At 72.4% G+C, this 14732-nt stretch carries 15 protein-coding genes and 1 pseudogene; 4 read left to right on the top strand and 12 right to left on the bottom strand.

What is annotated here, in order from left to right:
* Both AB0F10_RS38150 and AB0F10_RS38145 read left to right on the top strand, forming a co-directional pair.
* Positions 1 to 739 (top strand): annotated as a pseudogene (locus AB0F10_RS38150) (hypothetical protein); the annotation flags it as partial.
* Positions 736 to 1323: a spherulation-specific family 4 protein gene (locus tag AB0F10_RS38145; RefSeq protein ID WP_360636966.1), complete on the top strand. Its 588-nt coding sequence runs from the start codon at positions 736 to 738 to the stop codon at positions 1321 to 1323. The pseudogene AB0F10_RS38150 and the gene AB0F10_RS38145, both read left to right, overlap by 4 nt.
* Here AB0F10_RS38145 and mutM read toward each other — a convergent pair.
* From mutM to rsmD, 9 genes are all read right to left on the bottom strand, one after another.
* Positions 1259 to 2113, bottom strand: coding sequence for a bifunctional DNA-formamidopyrimidine glycosylase/DNA-(apurinic or apyrimidinic site) lyase (mutM, locus tag AB0F10_RS38140; protein ID WP_360636963.1), 855 nt, complete (start codon positions 2111 to 2113; stop codon positions 1259 to 1261). The two genes, AB0F10_RS38145 and mutM, sit on opposite strands and share 65 nt — an antisense overlap.
* A gap of 20 nt (positions 2114 to 2133) precedes the next feature.
* Positions 2134 to 3312 (bottom strand): mannosyltransferase family protein, encoded by a 1179-nt coding sequence (locus AB0F10_RS38135; protein WP_360636960.1) that lies wholly within the window; start codon positions 3310 to 3312, stop codon positions 2134 to 2136.
* On the bottom strand, positions 3309 to 4094 hold the full coding sequence (rnc, locus tag AB0F10_RS38130) for a ribonuclease III (protein ID WP_360636957.1): 786 nt from the start codon (positions 4092 to 4094) through the stop codon (positions 3309 to 3311). The genes AB0F10_RS38135 and rnc overlap by 4 nt, the downstream gene beginning before the upstream one ends.
* Positions 4091 to 5077 (bottom strand): phosphate acyltransferase PlsX, encoded by a 987-nt coding sequence (locus AB0F10_RS38125; RefSeq protein ID WP_360636972.1) that lies wholly within the window; start codon positions 5075 to 5077, stop codon positions 4091 to 4093. The genes rnc and AB0F10_RS38125 overlap by 4 nt, the downstream gene beginning before the upstream one ends.
* A 94-nt stretch (positions 5078 to 5171) precedes the next feature.
* A complete protein-coding gene (gene rpmF, locus AB0F10_RS38120) occupies positions 5172 to 5345 on the bottom strand; it encodes a 50S ribosomal protein L32 (RefSeq protein WP_360636954.1) in 174 nt (57 codons plus the stop codon).
* Between the two features lie 5 nt (positions 5346 to 5350).
* Positions 5351 to 5914: a DUF177 domain-containing protein gene (locus AB0F10_RS38115; protein WP_360636969.1), complete on the bottom strand. Its 564-nt coding sequence runs from the start codon at positions 5912 to 5914 to the stop codon at positions 5351 to 5353.
* Between the two features lie 114 nt (positions 5915 to 6028).
* Entirely contained in the window at positions 6029 to 6526 is a 498-nt protein-coding gene (locus tag AB0F10_RS38110) for a hypothetical protein (protein ID WP_360636951.1), read from the bottom strand.
* Positions 6527 to 6617: 91 nt separating this feature from the next.
* Positions 6618 to 7097 (bottom strand): pantetheine-phosphate adenylyltransferase, encoded by a 480-nt coding sequence (coaD, locus tag AB0F10_RS38105; RefSeq protein WP_360636948.1) that lies wholly within the window; start codon positions 7095 to 7097, stop codon positions 6618 to 6620.
* Positions 7094 to 7669 carry a 16S rRNA (guanine(966)-N(2))-methyltransferase RsmD gene (gene rsmD, locus AB0F10_RS38100; RefSeq protein ID WP_360636945.1) on the bottom strand — a complete coding sequence of 192 codons (576 nt, stop codon included), beginning with the start codon at positions 7667 to 7669 and terminating at the stop codon, positions 7094 to 7096. The genes coaD and rsmD overlap by 4 nt, the downstream gene beginning before the upstream one ends.
* Positions 7670 to 8020: 351 nt before the next feature.
* Here rsmD and AB0F10_RS38095 point away from each other — a divergent pair, with 351 nt between their 5' ends.
* Entirely contained in the window at positions 8021 to 8896 is an 876-nt protein-coding gene (locus tag AB0F10_RS38095; protein WP_360636942.1) for an LPXTG cell wall anchor domain-containing protein, read from the top strand.
* A 336-nt stretch (positions 8897 to 9232) separates the two neighbouring features.
* A complete protein-coding gene (locus AB0F10_RS38090) occupies positions 9233 to 10726 on the top strand; it encodes a cell wall anchor protein (protein ID WP_360636939.1) in 1494 nt (497 codons plus the stop codon).
* Between the two features lie 202 nt (positions 10727 to 10928).
* Here AB0F10_RS38090 and AB0F10_RS38085 read toward each other — a convergent pair whose 3' ends face one another.
* From AB0F10_RS38085 to AB0F10_RS38075, 3 genes are all read right to left on the bottom strand, one after another.
* Entirely contained in the window at positions 10929 to 11273 is a 345-nt protein-coding gene (locus tag AB0F10_RS38085; protein WP_360636936.1) for a DUF952 domain-containing protein, read from the bottom strand.
* Positions 11270 to 13471, bottom strand: a complete 2202-nt coding sequence (gene recG / locus AB0F10_RS38080; RefSeq protein ID WP_360636933.1) for an ATP-dependent DNA helicase RecG — start codon at positions 13469 to 13471, stop codon at positions 11270 to 11272. Before recG ends, AB0F10_RS38085 begins: the two co-directional genes overlap by 4 nt.
* A partial coding sequence (locus AB0F10_RS38075; RefSeq protein WP_360636930.1) for a DAK2 domain-containing protein occupies positions 13468 to 14732 on the bottom strand: 1265 nt, incomplete at its 5' end. The genes recG and AB0F10_RS38075, both read right to left, overlap by 4 nt.

Raw genomic sequence — 14732 nt, 5'->3', positions numbered from 1 at the left:
GCTCGGCGCGGTCGGCGTCGCCGGGGCGATCGGCGACGCGCTGGCCGCCCGGGTACCCGTCACGCTGCTGCTTCCCGCGGCGATCGCGCTGGCCGCCGCCCGCGCCTTCCGGCCAGCCCTCGGCCGCGCCGCCGCGATCGGCCTGCGGGCCGGCGACCTGCGCGGCGCCGCCGGGCGGCTGGCGCTCGGCGTGGGCCAGGCCGGCTGCGCGGTGCTGCTCTGGCGGGCCGGGCCGCCCGCCGCGACCTCGCCCGTCGTGCTGCCGCTGCTCGCCGCCGTGCCCATGCTCGAGGCGCTGATCGGCTGGCACCAGCGCCAGGTGGAGGCCGGGCTGGACCTCGCCGAAAGCGACCAGGAGTTCCGCGAGCACGTCGGCGGCGTCAACGCGGTGACCATCGCGGCGCTGCTGCCCCCGCTCGCCGTCGGCCTCGCGCTGGCGCTGGGCGCCTACCGGCTGCCGGCGGGCATCGCGGGCGCCCGGGAGGGCGTGCTCGCCTTCGCCGGCGCGATCCTGCTCAGCGGCGTCCTCGCCGTCACCCTGCTGCTCGCCGCGCGGGACCGGACCGTCGTCGCGGGCCTGCTGGCCGTCGCGCCGAGCCTGGCGGCGGTCGCCACCCCGCTGATACCGGCGCTGCCGCCGAATCCCCTGTCCACCGTCGTCGCCATCCTGGCGGCGACCCACCTCGTCGGCCTGCTGACCGTCGCACAAACCGCCGCAGACCCCCGGAGGACGTCGTGAAGACACTGTTCCCCCCGTACGCACACCCGTCGCCCGAGCTCGCGCTCGACGCCGACACCTGGATCGTCCAGGACCGGCCGGGCCCGCGCCGCTCCACCCACCAGGTGCTGGGCCGGGTCGACCTGGACTGGGGCGGGCGCTCGCTGGCGGACGTGCTCGCCGACGTCGACGCCTGGCGCGAGGACGGCGCCGAGGGCCTCTTCCTGGACCGGGCGCCCGCCGGGTCGGGCGGGGTCGGCCCGGTCGCGCTGACCGTCCGGCTCGCCGCCCGGCGCGGGCTGCACCGGGTCGTGCTCAACCCGGGCGTGCCGACGCACCCGCTCTACCGCGACCTGGGCGTGCGGATCTGCACGTTCGACGGGCCGTGGTCGGCGTATCAGGGCTGGGACGGCGAGGGCGGGCGGCCCGGCGACGGCCACCTGGTGCACAGCGTGCCGACGGCGCTGATCACCGCCGCGCGGCGGCTGATGGGCCGCCGGGGCGCCGGCTTCGGGCTCGCGACCGACGCCGGCCCGCACCTCAGCGCAGTGGTTGCCGGGGACGTGGTTGGCACCGCGGACAGCTGTAGGACGAGCGGTTCATGAACTGCTCGCGGCGCATGATCGTGCCGCAGCGGTGGCACGGCTGCCCCTCCCGCCCGTACGCGTCCAGCGCCCGGTCGAAGTACCCGCTCTCGCCGTTGACGTTCACGTAGAGGGCGTCGAAGCTGGTGCCGCCCGCGACGATGGCCTCGCCGAGCACGTCGCGCACGTGTGCGAGCAGCCGGTGCACGGCGGGCCGGGTGAGCGCGTCCGTCGGGCGCGCGCCGTGCAGCCGGGCCCGCCACAGCGCCTCGTCCGCGTAGATGTTGCCGATCCCCGAGATCAGCGTCTGATCGAGCAGCGCCCGCTTGATCTCGGTGTGCCGGCGGCGCAGCGAGGTCACGAAGAGCTCGTCGTCGAAGAGCGGGTCCATCGGGTCGCGGGCGATGTGCGCGATCTCGTGCGGCAGCTCGGCGCCGTCCTCGGAGACCGACAGCCCGCCGAACGTCCGCTGGTCGACGAAGCGCAACTGCGGGCCGCCGTCGGCGAACGTGATCCGCACCCGCAGGTGCACCTCGTCCTCGGCGTCGGCCGGCTGCATCAGCAGCTGCCCGCTCATGCCGAGGTGGGCGATGATCGCGTCGCCGGAATCCAGCGGCAGCCACAGGTACTTGCCGCGGCGGGCCACGTCGACGACCGTGCGGCCGGCCAGGATCGCGGCAAAGTGCACGTCGCCGGGCAGGTGCCGGCGGATGGCCCGGGGGTGGCGCACCTCGACGGTGTCGATGCGCCGGCCGGTCACCCACTTGGCCAGCCCCTGACGGACGGTCTCGACCTCGGGAAGCTCGGGCACGGGGGGTCCTTAAGGTCCGGTCAGATCGTGTACGGCCAGACGGCGACCAGGTAGGCGCCGTACCAGAGGCCGAACGCCGCCCACGCGGCGATGGCGAGCACCGCGGCCCGGGGGCGGGCGCGGGCCGCGGCGACGACGGCGGGCAGCAGCGTCAACAGTACGGGCAGCAGCAGCCGCGGCTTGGAGTGGTAGTAGCCCGCCTGCCCGTACGCGAGCACCATGGCGACGACGCCGTAGACCGCCAGCGGCAGCCACGGCCGGCCGGCCAGCGCCACCCCGGCCGCCGCCAGCGCCACGAGCAGGATCAGCGCGACGCTCATCGGCACCCAGCCCTCGCCGGTGGTGAGCGTCCGGGTGACGAAGTCGATGGTGCTGGCGCCGAAGTCGAAGGACGTGCCCCAGCCCGCGGTCTGGATCCTGAACCAGGCCTCGGCGTCGCCGACCCGCCACGCCACCCAGCCCAGGTAGGCGGGCACCCCGGCCAGCGCGACGGCGGCGGCGACCAGCGGCGGCCACCGCTTCGCCGGATCACGGCGGGCCGCGATGATCGCGGCGACCGCCAGGCCGACCGCGGCGGCCGCGCCGGTCGGGCGGGTCAGCGCGGCGCCCAGCCCGAGCAGGCCCGCCGCCCACCAGACCTGGCGGTGCGCGGCCACGAACATCCCGGCGACCAGGGCGAGGAAGAGGCTCTCCGAGTACGCCATCGAGAGCACCACCGACATCGGGGCGCTGCAACAGATCGCGACCAGGGCCCAACCGGCGCGGCGGCCGTACAGGCTGGTGCCGAGCAGGTGCAGGGCGATCGCGGCGCAGATCGAGGCGATCCAGCTCACCGCGATCGCGGCGCTGCCCGGGTCGAGGGCGAGCGCGGACAGGCCCCGGATCAGCATCGGGTAGAGCGGGAAGAACGCCAGCTCGTTGCCCTGCAGCACGCCGTCGGCGCCGTACGTGTAGCCGGACGGATAGCCCTCGGCGACCCGCAGGAACCAGCCGCCGTCCCAGATCAGCAGGTTGCTTCGCAGCCCGGCGGGCTCCGCGATGGCCCGGTCGAGCCCGACCAGCATGAGCAACTGGACGACGCGGGTCAGCGCGAGGATGCCGACCGCGATGCCGGCGCCGCGCCACCGGCCGGCGGATTCCCACAGCCCCGGGGCCACGGCGGGCGCCTCGGCGCCGGCCTCCTCAGCCGTCACGCTCACCGGCCGGCGGCCTCGGGCAGTTCCGTGTGGCCGCCCCCGGCGACCGCCGGCGGCGGGGTGTCCGCGTCGGCGCGCTCGGTGAGCACCCGCCAGGCCGCGGCGGCGGCCCGCTGCTCGGCCTGCTTCTTGCTGCGCCCGTCCGAGCCGCCGTAGCGCTCGCCGGCCACCACGACCCAGGCCGTGAACGTCTTCGCGTGGTCCGGGCCGGCATCGTCGATCACATAGTCCGGCACGCCCAGGCCGAGCGCCGCGGTCAGCTCCTGCAGGCTCGTCTTCCAGTCCAGCGCCGCGCCCCGGCCGGCAGACTCGGCCATCAGCGGGTCGAACAGCCGGTGGATCACCTCGCCGGCCACGTCCAGGCCGTGCTCCAGGTAGATCGCGCCGAGCAGCGCCTCCAGGGTGTCCGCCAGGATGCTGGCCTTGTCCCGGCCGCCGGTCGTCTCCTCGCCCTTGCCGAGCAGCAGGTGCCGGCCGAGACCCTCCGGGCCGAGCGTACGGGCGACGTCGGCGAGCGCGTGCATGTTGACCACGCTGGCGCGCAGCTTCGCCAGCTGCCCCTCCGGCAGGTCGGGGTGGTTGTGGAAGAGCGCCGACGTGATCACCACGCCCAGCACCGAGTCGCCGAGGAACTCCAGGCGCTCGTTGGTCGGCAGGCCGCCGTTCTCGTACGCGTAGGAGCGGTGGGTCAGGGCGCGCTCGAGCAGGCCGGGCTCGAGCGGAATGCCGAACGCCTCCTCCAGCGGCTCGGTGGAGGGCCGGCGGCGCTTGTCATTGCTGCTCATGAACCACCTCTGGGATTTTCTTGCGCTGCTGCCTGTGGCTGGATCAGGTCGGCGATGGCCGGCACCGCGGCGCGGCGGTGCAGGGCGGCGGCGAGGGCGATGCCGTCGGCGACGTCGTCACCGGTCGCGGCGCCGTGACAGACCACGACGGTGCCGCCGACGCCGAGCAGGATGGCGGCCCGGGGCGGCATCTCGCCGGTGCTCGGGGGCCGGACCAGCGCGTACGCCGTCTCAAGGCCCTTGAGCAGTACGTTTCCGGTGAAGCCGTCGGTCACCACGACGTCGGCCCGCACGCCGGTGACCACGTCGTCGCCCTCGACGAGGCCGGCGTAGCGGGCGCCGGCCGGCAGGTCGAGCGCGGCCAGCACCCCGGGTGCGACCCGGCGCAGCCGATCGCCCTTGCCGCGCTCGGTGCCGATGGTGAGCAGGCCCACCCGCGGCGCCGCGAGGTCGTGCACGACGGACGCGTACGCGGCGCCGAGCCGCGCGTGCACGGCGAGGGTCTTCTCGTCGGGATCGACGCAGGCGCCGACGTCGAGCAGGATGAGCCGGCCGGCGGCGGTGGGCAGCACGGCGGCGAGCGCCGGGCGGCGCACGCCGGGCCAGCGGCCGAGCCCGAGCGCTGAGGAGCTGACGGTGGCGCCGGTGTTGCCGGCGGAGACGACCGCGTCGGCGTGGCCCTGCGCGACCGCGAGCACGGCCGCCCGCACGCCGGACTCGACCCGGTTGACGTCCGGCTCCGGGTTGTCCGGGCCGCGCAGACCGGCGGGAAGGGTGTGCACCCGGGCCCGGTCGGCCGGGTCGAGGGCGCCGAGAACCGCGTCGGAAGCCTCGACGGGGCCGACGAGAAGCAGCTGTAGGGCCGGATCGGCCTGGCAGGCACGCAGAGCGCCGTCAACCACGACGGCGGGAGCATGGTCCCCGCCGAGGAGGTCGACGGCGATCCGCGCGGTGCCCGACTCCGGTGCAGCGTCGGCCGAGATGACTCGGCCGGACTGCTCCGGAGCCTGGGCACCGGACGTTCGCCGTCGCTCAGGTGCGACCCGCCCGAGAATCGGGCGTATCACTGAGTGGTGCTCAGACCTCGAGGACCTGACGGCCGTTGTAGGTGCCGCAGACCGAGCAGGCGGTGTGCGGCAGCTTCGGCGACTTGCACTGGGGGCAGGCCACGGTCGAGACCACGGTCGCCTTCCAGTTCGCCCGGCGGGACCGGGTGTTGCTGCGCGACATCTTGCGCTTGGGGACGGCCACGGTACCTACTCCTCAGTTTTCGACAGATTGCGCAAAGCGGCCCAACGGGCATCGACTTCCTCGTGGCTGTGATCAGCCGGAAGGTCGTCGAGATGTACCCCGCACTCGGGGCACAACCCTGGGCAGTCCGGCCGGCAGACCGGATTGGTCGGCAGTGTCAGCACCACCGCGTCACGTACCACCGGCTCCAGGTCGAGCAGGTCGCCCTGCATCCGGCCCACCTCATCCTCGTCCGTCGTCTCTTCCGTGGTGCTGTCCGCGTACGCGAAAAGCTCCGCGATCTCGACGCCGAACGGCTCGGAGATCTCGTTGAGGCAGCGACCGCACTCGCCGGACAGCGAGCCGCGGACCTTGCCGCTGACGTAGACGCCCTCGGAGACCGACGTCAGGCTCAGATCGAGCTCGAGGTCGGAGCCCGTGGGCACCGAGATCAGTTCCAGGCCGAGGTCCGCCGGTGCCGGCACCACCCTATTCAGGGCACGCGTCGCCCCGGGCTGGCGCGGGAGTTTCGTCGTGTCGACGACCAGCGGCTGCCTGGGATCGAGGTGTTTCTGCGTGTGCTTGGGCATCATGAGCTCTCAGCCTGTGGGTAGGCCGACAGGAAAGGTTACCTGAGCAGCCCGCTCAGCGTCGAATCGGGTGCGGGCTCACCCGAGGTGGAAACCGGCCGCAATCCGGTCGATTCAGAAGGGTAGCGGCCGCTCGTGATCCTCACCCTGGAAGGTGCCGATCTCGCGCAGCGCGTGCATCTTGTCGCGGCCGCGCTCTATCGAGCCGAGTGCCCTGGTCAGGAACTGTTCGAAGTTGGCAAGCGCGGTGTCGACGTAGTCGTCGACCTCCTCGCGCAGCCGCTGCGCCTCGGCCCGCGCCTCGGCGATGATCCGGGCACCCTCATGCTCCGCGGAGACGGTGATCTCATTGACGGAGACGAGCCGGGCGTGCTCGGCCTCACCCTCGCCGATGATCCGGTCCGCCTCCCGCTTCCCCGCGTCGATGATCTTGTCGCGCTCCTCGAGCAGCGCACCGGCCCGGCGCAGGTCGCCGGGGAGTTCGGCGCGCAGCTCGTCCAGGCTCGCGACCATGTCACCGCGGTCGAACATGAAGTTGGTCCGGGACATCGGCACCGAGCGTGCCGTCTCCACCATGGAGATGATCTCGTCGATGCGGTCGAGCGGATCCACCGGCGCCTCACTCCTGTCATCTCGCACTCACGCTGAGTGGTGCGATCACGTTACTGCCGTACCCGGCAATGAAGCCGCAAAGGGCGCGCCGTCAGTTTTGCCGCAGTCGGGTCACCAGGCGCTCGCCGACGAAGTCGGGTACGTAGGACGACGCGTCCCCACCCCACTTGACCACGTCCTTGACCAGACTGGAAGACAGGAAGGAGTACAGCGGGTTGGTGGGCATGAACAACGTCTCCACGCCGGAGAGGCCGATGTTCATCTGTGCCATCTGCAACTCGTAGTCGAAGTCACTGACGGCGCGTAGCCCCTTGATGACGACCGCGGCGCCCTGCGCCCGGCAGAAGTCGACAAGCAGGCCATGGAAGGACTCGACCCGGATGTTGCCGTACGAGGCCGTGGCCTGGCCCAGCATCTCGATCCGCTCCTCGATGGCGAAGAGCCCGGACTTCGAGTGATTGATCAGTACACCGACGATGACCTCGTCGAAGAGCCGGCTGGCCCGTCCGATGATGTCGAGGTGACCGTTGGTGACCGGGTCGAAGGACCCGGGACAGACCGCACGTCTCATGATCGGCGACCGTACCAAAGGGTGGTCTCGCCGTAGCGCCGGCTGCGCTCCTCGGTGATGCCGTCCACCCACTTCAGCGGCTCGCCGCGCACGGCCGTACGGGTCGAGCGCTCGAACGTCACCACGGCGTCCTCGGCGAGCCAGCCGTTGTCGACAAGCGCCCGCTGGACCTCGGCCACCTCGTCGTCGCTCACCGCGTACGGGGGGTCGGCGAAGACGATGTCGAATGGGCCCCCCTCGGGCGGCCCGATGATTACCTGGGCGACCTTTCCGGTGACCAATCGGGCGGAATCGCCGACGCGAAGCGTGACAATATTGTCCCGGATAGCCCGGGATGCCCGAGCATCGGCCTCCACCAATAGGGCATATGAGGCACCTCGCGACAGGGCCTCGAGCCCGACCGCGCCCGAACCGGCATAAAGATCGGCGAAGCGGGCACCGTCCACGTCGGTCATCGTGCCGAGGGCGCTGAAATACGCCTCGCGCACCCGGTCCGCGGTGGGCCGGGTCTGCTGCCCGGTAGGGGCGGACAGCCGGCGACCGCCGTGCGCACCGGCGATAATCCTGGTCATGCGGCCTCTTTGAGGTCTTCAGGTAGCACAGGGTGACGCTACGCCACCAGTGGCCACCGACCACTGCGGAGTGAATTTTTCCCCTCCGCCGCACCCACTGTGACCACTCAGCGCGTCGATACCGGCGCTGCCGGTAGAGCGAAAATCTCGAATGCGCGTCAACACCATGGGCGCCCGCTGTGGGGCTGCCTAAATCCACCGTCTTGGCTATGGTCGATCGGCCGACGACGAAACGCTGTCGGCTCGACGATGCGGGGAGGCATCGTCGCAGGCTTTCGCCGAGCCCGTTCGCCGGTGCTCGCCGCCCTGCTTCCCTGCGCCGCAGCCCTCGACCCCTGTACAGGAGTAGGCGTGAACCTGAAGTCACAGCTGCGCCGCACCGCGGTTCTCACCGCCGGCGCGCTCATCGGCCTGAGCGGCGCGTTCGTGCTCGCCGGGCCCGCCAGCGCCCACCACAGCACCGTGACCGGCGTGGCCGAGTGCGACACGGTCGCCGGCGACTGGAAGGTGACCTGGACGGTCAACGCCGCCTCGGGTGGCCACTCGCCGACCTACAAGTGGACCAAGGTCGAGCTGACGCCGGCGGGCGTGCTCGACAACCCGAAGCTCAAGGTGGATGGCACCACCGAGCTGACGGACGACGAGGTCATCGTCGCCGTGCAGCACGTGCCCACCACGCAGACGAGCACCAAGCTGGCCGTCGCCGCCGTGTGGAAGACCGGCGACGCGTCCGCGGACGGCACGGTCAATCTCGAGGGCAAGTGTGAGAAGACCCCGACCGATGACGAGTCGACCCCGCCCGAGGTGCCGGCCGACCTCCCGGGTGAGCCCGAGCCCGTCTTCGAGCTCGACTGCACCACGATGACGATCGGCCTGGACAACCCGGCCGACGGCGTCGAGTTCAAGCTGCACTACAAGACCACCAAGGGCGAGGAGCGCGACCTCACCATCAAGCCGGGCGAGAAGAAGAGCGAGAAGTTCAGCGCCAAGCCGGGCTTCAAGGTCGACGTGACCTTCTCGGCCACGGTCGACGGCGAGTCCTACTCCGAGACCGAGACCATCGCGTACGAGCAGCCGGCGGACTGCGACGACTCCGGTTCCGGTGGCGGCCTGCCGGTGACCGGTGCCGCCGCGGGCAGCATCGCGGGCGGCGCGGCCGTCCTGCTGATCGCCGGTGTCGGCCTGTTCTTCATGGCCCGCCGCCGCAAGGTGAAGTTCACCGCCTGATCACCTGAACAGCTCCACGCGAGGGGCGCGTCGACCGTCACGGTCGGCGCGCCCCTTCGCTATCCACTGTGACGGCCCAAACCATCGATCGATACTCACCGCATCGATGGGATGCCTTTCGGTATAGCGATTGTCTCGGATGGGCCACAACAGACTTAAGCCGTCCTGAGCCGTTCCGCAGATTCATCTAAGTAGCTATCGTCAGGCCGCTACAGCGTCGACGTAACGCCGTCGGCTCGACGATGCGGGGAGGCGTCGTCGCAAGCCCCGCCCTCGGTGGTGGCTCGCCGTCTCCCTGTGCCGTACCCCCTCGTTCCGCCGTCACATGGAGTACAGGTGAAGTTGAACTCCCCGCTCCGCCGCACCGCGACCGTCCTCGCAGGTGCCCTCATCGGCCTGACCGGCCTCACGGTCATCGCCGGCCCCGCCAGCGCCCACTCCACCGCGATCAGCGGCACCACCGACTGCGACACCGCCACCGGCGTGCGTACCGTCACGTGGACGCTGACCAACGACTGGGGCACCGACGCCACCGTCGACAAGCTCACCACGACGCCCGGCCCCATCGATGGCCTGCACGACGGCACGGTGATCCCCAAGGCCGAGGGCTACGGCGAGGAACGTACCGACGGCAAAATGGAGTTCACGCAGACGGTCGGCAGCGAGGACACCGAGGCTACGGTCAGCTTCACGTCGCTCTGGGCCGACTGGGACCGTACGGACGGGGACAACAACGGCCGGGTCACGTTCACCGGGCCGTGCGTGAAGGACGAGGCCCCCTGCATCACCGCGGACCAGGCGACGTTCACCCACACCTTCGGCAAGTCCGAGGAGGGCTGGGACGCGACCGTCACCCTCGACAAGGACATCAACCTCTGCGAGGGCGAGCCGGTCACGCTGGTCTCCTACTTCGCGCCGAAGCCGGAGTTCTCGGTGCCGCAGTACGCGTTCGACGACGACAGCGGCGCCATCACCAACGAGCAGCGCTCGGTGAAGCTGGCCGTCGACGTGCCGAACTGCAACACCCAGGTCGACCTGTTCTTCGGTGACAAGGACGACATCATCACCGAGATCACCGAGCACGGTAAGCGCTACGGTGACACGAAGCTGGGCAGCGGCAGCGGCCTCGGCAGTCGTTCAAAGGGCCCGCAGGGCTGGTTCAACGGCGGCACCAAGGGCTGCCAGACGCCCGCCGTCGAGCCGCTGTCGCAGTGTGACGGCACCGTGGTGCTCAACCTCAGCAACAACGGCGACATCGCCAGGTACGACATCGACTTCACCGTCAAGGCCGGCGAGTTCAGCAAGACCGTCACCGTGAAGCCGGGCAAGGGCGAGACCGTCGAGGTTCCGGCCGGCTCGGGCGCCGTCACCGTCTCGGCACCCGGGATGACCGACGTCGTCTACAACTGGACGCCCCCCGCGGACTGCGAGCTGCCCACCATCATCATCAAGAACGACTGCGAGACCGTCGCGATCACCGTGGAGAACCCCGAGGGTGTCACCCCGGCGACCGCGAAGATCACGTACGGCGACAAGACCGAGACCGTGACCGTGGCGGCCGGCAAGTCGGAGAAGGTCTCCTTCCCCGTCGGCGACGCGGACTACGCGACGGTCGAGTTCCCCGGCCTGGACGTCAAGCCGATCAAGGCCACGCTGAAGGACCTCGACTGTGGCACGGGCGGCAGCGGCGGCGGCGGCGATGACGGTCCGAGCCTGCCCGTCACCGGCCCGGTGGCCGGCGGCATCGCCGGCGGCGCGGCCCTCCTGCTGATCGCGGGCGGCGTGCTCTTCTTCCTCGCCCGGCGGCGCAAGATCACCTTCACCGCCTGACAAGTAACCAGCTCCAGGTAAAGGGCGCGTCGACCACCCGGTCGGCGCGCCCTTCGCGTCGGGCGACCAGTTGCACGCAAGGGGCGCGTCCGGGTCGCCGAGACGTGGTTACCGGGTTACGAGGGGCGAAGTCCACAATCGAGGCCGCGTCCGGGCCGGGGCTCCACGCCGGCAGCGCCCGAGGCGGACCTGGGCGCGTCGCTCACAGCCCGATCGGCGGCCGGAAGGTCCCGTCCGGCTCCGGCAGGTAGTCACGGACGCCGACGACCGCCGCCACCGGGATCGGCTCGTAGACGTGCGGGAACAGCATCCCGCCCGGATCCGGCGGATCGCCCTGCTCCCAGACCACCCGCCGGGTGAGCCGCTCCTCGTCGATCTCCAGCAGCACGATGTCGTGACGGCCGCGGGCCAGCGCCGTGGCCGGGATCGCGACCTGCTCCGGGGTGGAGCAGTGGATGAAGCCCTGGCTCGCCAGCGTGTCGGCGCGGTAGACGCCGGCGGCGACCGCCGCGTCCCACTCGGCCCGGGGGCAGAAGTGCAGGATCATCCCTTCTCCAAATACTCGGCGCGTTCCTCGTCGACCAGGGCGGTCACCGAGGCCAGCAGCGCGGGGTGTTTCGCCAGCGTCGGGTCCTCGCTCACCAGCGCCGAGGCCTCCGCGCGGGCGTCGGTGATCAGCTTGCTGTCCCGCAGCAGCGACAGCAGCCGCAGGTGGCTGTGCCGGCCGGATTGCAGCGCGCCGAGCACGTCGCCCTCGCGGCGTTGCTCCAGGTCGAGCTCGGCCAGCCGGAAGCCGTCCGTCGTGGAGGCCACCGCGTCGAGCCGCTCGCGGGCCGGCGTGCCCTCCATGGCCTCGGTCACCAGCAGGCAGATGCCCGGCGCCGAGCCGCGGCCCACCCGGCCGCGCAGCTGGTGCAGCTGGGAGACGCCGAAGCGGTCCGCGTCCATGATGATCATGACGGTGGAGTTGGGGACGTCGACGCCGACCTCGATGACGGTGGTCGCGACGAGCACGTCGAGGTCGCCGGCGGCGAAGCGGCGCATCACCGCGTCCTTGGAGTCCGCGGGCAGCTTGCCGTGCAGGATGCCGATCCGCAGCCCGTGCAGCGGGCCCTCCTCGAGAATCGGCGCCACCTCCATCACCGCCAGCGGCGGGCGGCGGGCCGGCTCGTTGTCGCCCGGCGGCTGCTCGTCCTCCTCCGCCTCGGTCGCGCCGATCCGCGGGCACACCACGTAGGCCTGGTGGCCGGCCTTGACCTCCTCGCGCACCCGCTGCCAGGCCCGCTCCAGGAACGCCGGGCGTTCCGGGGGCACCACATGCGACGCGATGGGCGAGCGGCCGCGCGGCAGCTGCGACAGCGTGGAGGTCTCCAGGTCGCCGTAGACGGTCATGGCGACGGTGCGCGGGATCGGCGTCGCGGTCATGACCAGCACGTGCGGCGGCTGCGCCGCCTTGGCGCGCAGCGCGTCGCGCTGCTCGACGCCGAACCGGTGCTGCTCGTCGACCACCACCAGGGCGAGGTCGTGGAAGTCGACACCCTCGTAGAGCAGGGCGTGGGTGCCGACGACGATCCCGGCGCTGCCGTCCGCGACCTTGGCGAGCGCGGCCCGGCGGGCCGCCGCCCCGAGCGAGCCGGTGACCAGGGTCAGCTGCGTGCCGTCGGGGTCGCCGTCCAGCTCGCCGGCCCGGCCCAGCGCGCCGAGCTGGGCGCCGATGCTGCGGTGGTGCTGGGTGGCGAGCACCTCGGTCGGCGCCAGCAGCGCCGCCTGGCCGCCCGCGTCGACGACCTGCAGCATCGCCCGGACCGCGACGAGCGTCTTGCCCGAGCCCACCTCGCCCTGCAGCAGCCGGTGCATCGGATGCTCGCGCGCCAGGTCCTCGGCGATCTCCTCGCCGACCTGCGCCTGCCCGTCGGTCAGCTCGTAGGGCAGCGTCGCGTCGAAGGCGGCGAGCAGCCCGGCCTCCGCGCGGGGCCGGGCCCGGCCGGGCAGCGCCGACGCGCGGGCCTTGCGCTGCACCAGCGTCAGCTGTACGGCGAAGGCCTCGTCCCACTTCAGCCGGTATTTGGCGAGGTGCAGGTCCTTGTCGGAGCTGGGCCGGTGAATCTCCCGCAGGGCCTTGCCGATCCCGATGAGGTTGCGGCTCGCCCGGACCGTGCCCGGCAGCGGATCCTCGGGTGGCTGGAAGGTCTCCAGCACCTCCCGCACATATCGCGCGATGGTCCACGTCGGCACCGCGGCCGCCGCCGGGTAGACCGGGATCAGCGCGCCGGCGAACTCCTCGATCTCCTCGGCGGCCTCGTCCTGCGTCGCGTCGGCCTTGAGCAGCTGGTAGGCGGGGCCGTTGAGCTGGCGCTTGCCGCGGAAGTCGGTGACCTTGCCGGCGAACAGTCCCCATCGGCCGGTGCGCAGCTCGCGCTCCCGCCACGCCTGGTTGAAGAAGGTGCACGTCAGCGTCGCCCCGCTGCCGTCGCCGATGGTGATCTCGAGCATGTTGCCGCGGCGCTGGCGCATCGGGCGTACCGTCGCGCTCTTGACCTGCGCGAGCAGGGTGACCTGCTCGCCGACCTCGAGTTTGCGCATGTCGGTGTGCTCGCCGCGCTCGTCGTAGCGGCGCGGGAAGTGATAGACGAGGTCGCCCGCGGTGTGCAGGTCGAGATGGGTGGCGAGGGCCTTGGCCTTGGCGGCGCCGAGCACCTTTTCCAGCGGGGTGACGGTGGTGGTGACGGTGGTCGTGTCGGTCATTCCACTCCTACCAGCAGGTGGTAGCGGGGTTGGCCGCCCGCATAGCAGTGCAGCTCGACGAAGGGCCAGCCCTGGACCAGGTGGCCGCGCAGCCGCTCCTCGAGGCCGGCCGGGGCGTCCGCGCCGAGCACCAGGGTGGTCAGCTCGCCGCCGCCGCCGAGCATCCGGTCGAGCAGCCGGCGGCAGACCTCCTCGAGGTCCGCGCCGATCACGTGCACCTCGCCGTCGACCAGGCCGAGCAGGTCGCCGGGCCGGCACCGGCCGGCCACCGTGAGCGCGTCCCGGCTGGCGGTGCAGACCTCGCCGTAGCGGCAGGCGCCGGCGGCCTCGGCCATGGCGATGACGTCGTCGTCGAACGCCCGGCTCGCGTCGCGCACGGCCAGCGCGGCGAGCGCCTGCACCGGCGATCGGGTCGGCACCACGCTGACCCGCACCCCGGCCGCGGTCGCCTCGCGCGCGGCGGCGCTCGCGACGGCGTGGGTGTTGGCGTCGTTGGGCAGCAGCACCACGCCGCCGGCGCCCGTGGCGGTGATGGCGGCGAGCATCTCGGCGATGGACGGGTTGCGGCCGACCACGACGGCGCCCTCGGCGGCGAAGAGCGACGTGAGCCCGTCGCCCGCGGCGACCACCACCGCCGCGCGGGCCTCGGGGTCGGCCGCCGGGGTGAGCGGCTCGGGCCGCGCCTCGCTCGCGCCGCGGCGCTCGCCGTTGCCGGCCGCGTGCTCGTGGCCGCCGTGCGGGTGCAGGCGGTCCACCAGCCTCGTCACGGAGATCCGGTGCGGGCGGCCGGCGACGATGCCCGCCTCGACGGCGGCGCCGATGTCGTCGACGTGGATGTGCACGTTCCAGGTGGGCGGCGCGCCCTCGCCGGTGCCGACCACCACGAGCGAGTCGCCGAGCCGATCCAGCTCGGCGCGCAGCACGTCGACCGCGGCGGGCTCGGCGTCGAGCAGATATTGCACCTCGTAGCCGAAGCCCTCCCAGCCGGCCGCCGGAACGGGGGCCGCGGCGGGTGCGGGATCGCCGGTGCCGGCCGGCGGGCCGGGCGCGGTGCCGCTCAGCGCGTCGACCAGGGCGTCGAGGAGCAGGACCAGGCCGCGGCCGCCGGCGTCGACCACGCCGGCCCGGGCCAGGATCGGGAGCTGCTGCGGGGTGCGGGCCAGGGCCTCCGCCGCCGACCGGGCCGCCGCCCGCGCCACCGCGACCAGGTCGTCGGAGGCGATCCGGCCGGCGCCGTCCGCCGCGGCCGCCACCACCGACA

The sequence above is a fragment of the Actinoplanes sp. NPDC026623 genome (assembly GCF_040638275.1).
GTDB lineage: Bacteria > Actinomycetota > Actinomycetes > Mycobacteriales > Micromonosporaceae > Actinoplanes.
The sequence above is the reverse complement of the archived record's forward strand: the minus strand, read 5'-3'. Positions and strand labels throughout refer to the sequence as shown.

What these genes read in the sequence shown, in the direction of transcription:
- rnc (WP_360636957.1), bottom strand. Translation starts at nt 4,094, where the DNA reads ATGAGCAGCAATGACAAGCGCCGCCGGCCCTCCACCGAGCCGCTGGAG.
- AB0F10_RS38115 (WP_360636969.1), bottom strand. Translation starts at nt 5,914, where the DNA reads ATGCCCAAGCACACGCAGAAACACCTCGATCCCAGGCAGCCGCTGGTC.
- coaD (WP_360636948.1), bottom strand. Translation starts at nt 7,097, where the DNA reads ATGAGACGTGCGGTCTGTCCCGGGTCCTTCGACCCGGTCACCAACGGT.
- rsmD (WP_360636945.1), bottom strand. Translation starts at nt 7,669, where the DNA reads ATGACCAGGATTATCGCCGGTGCGCACGGCGGTCGCCGGCTGTCCGCC.
- AB0F10_RS38085 (WP_360636936.1), bottom strand. Translation starts at nt 11,273, where the DNA reads ATGATCCTGCACTTCTGCCCCCGGGCCGAGTGGGACGCGGCGGTCGCC.
- recG (WP_360636933.1), bottom strand. Translation starts at nt 13,471, where the DNA reads ATGACCGACACGACCACCGTCACCACCACCGTCACCCCGCTGGAAAAG.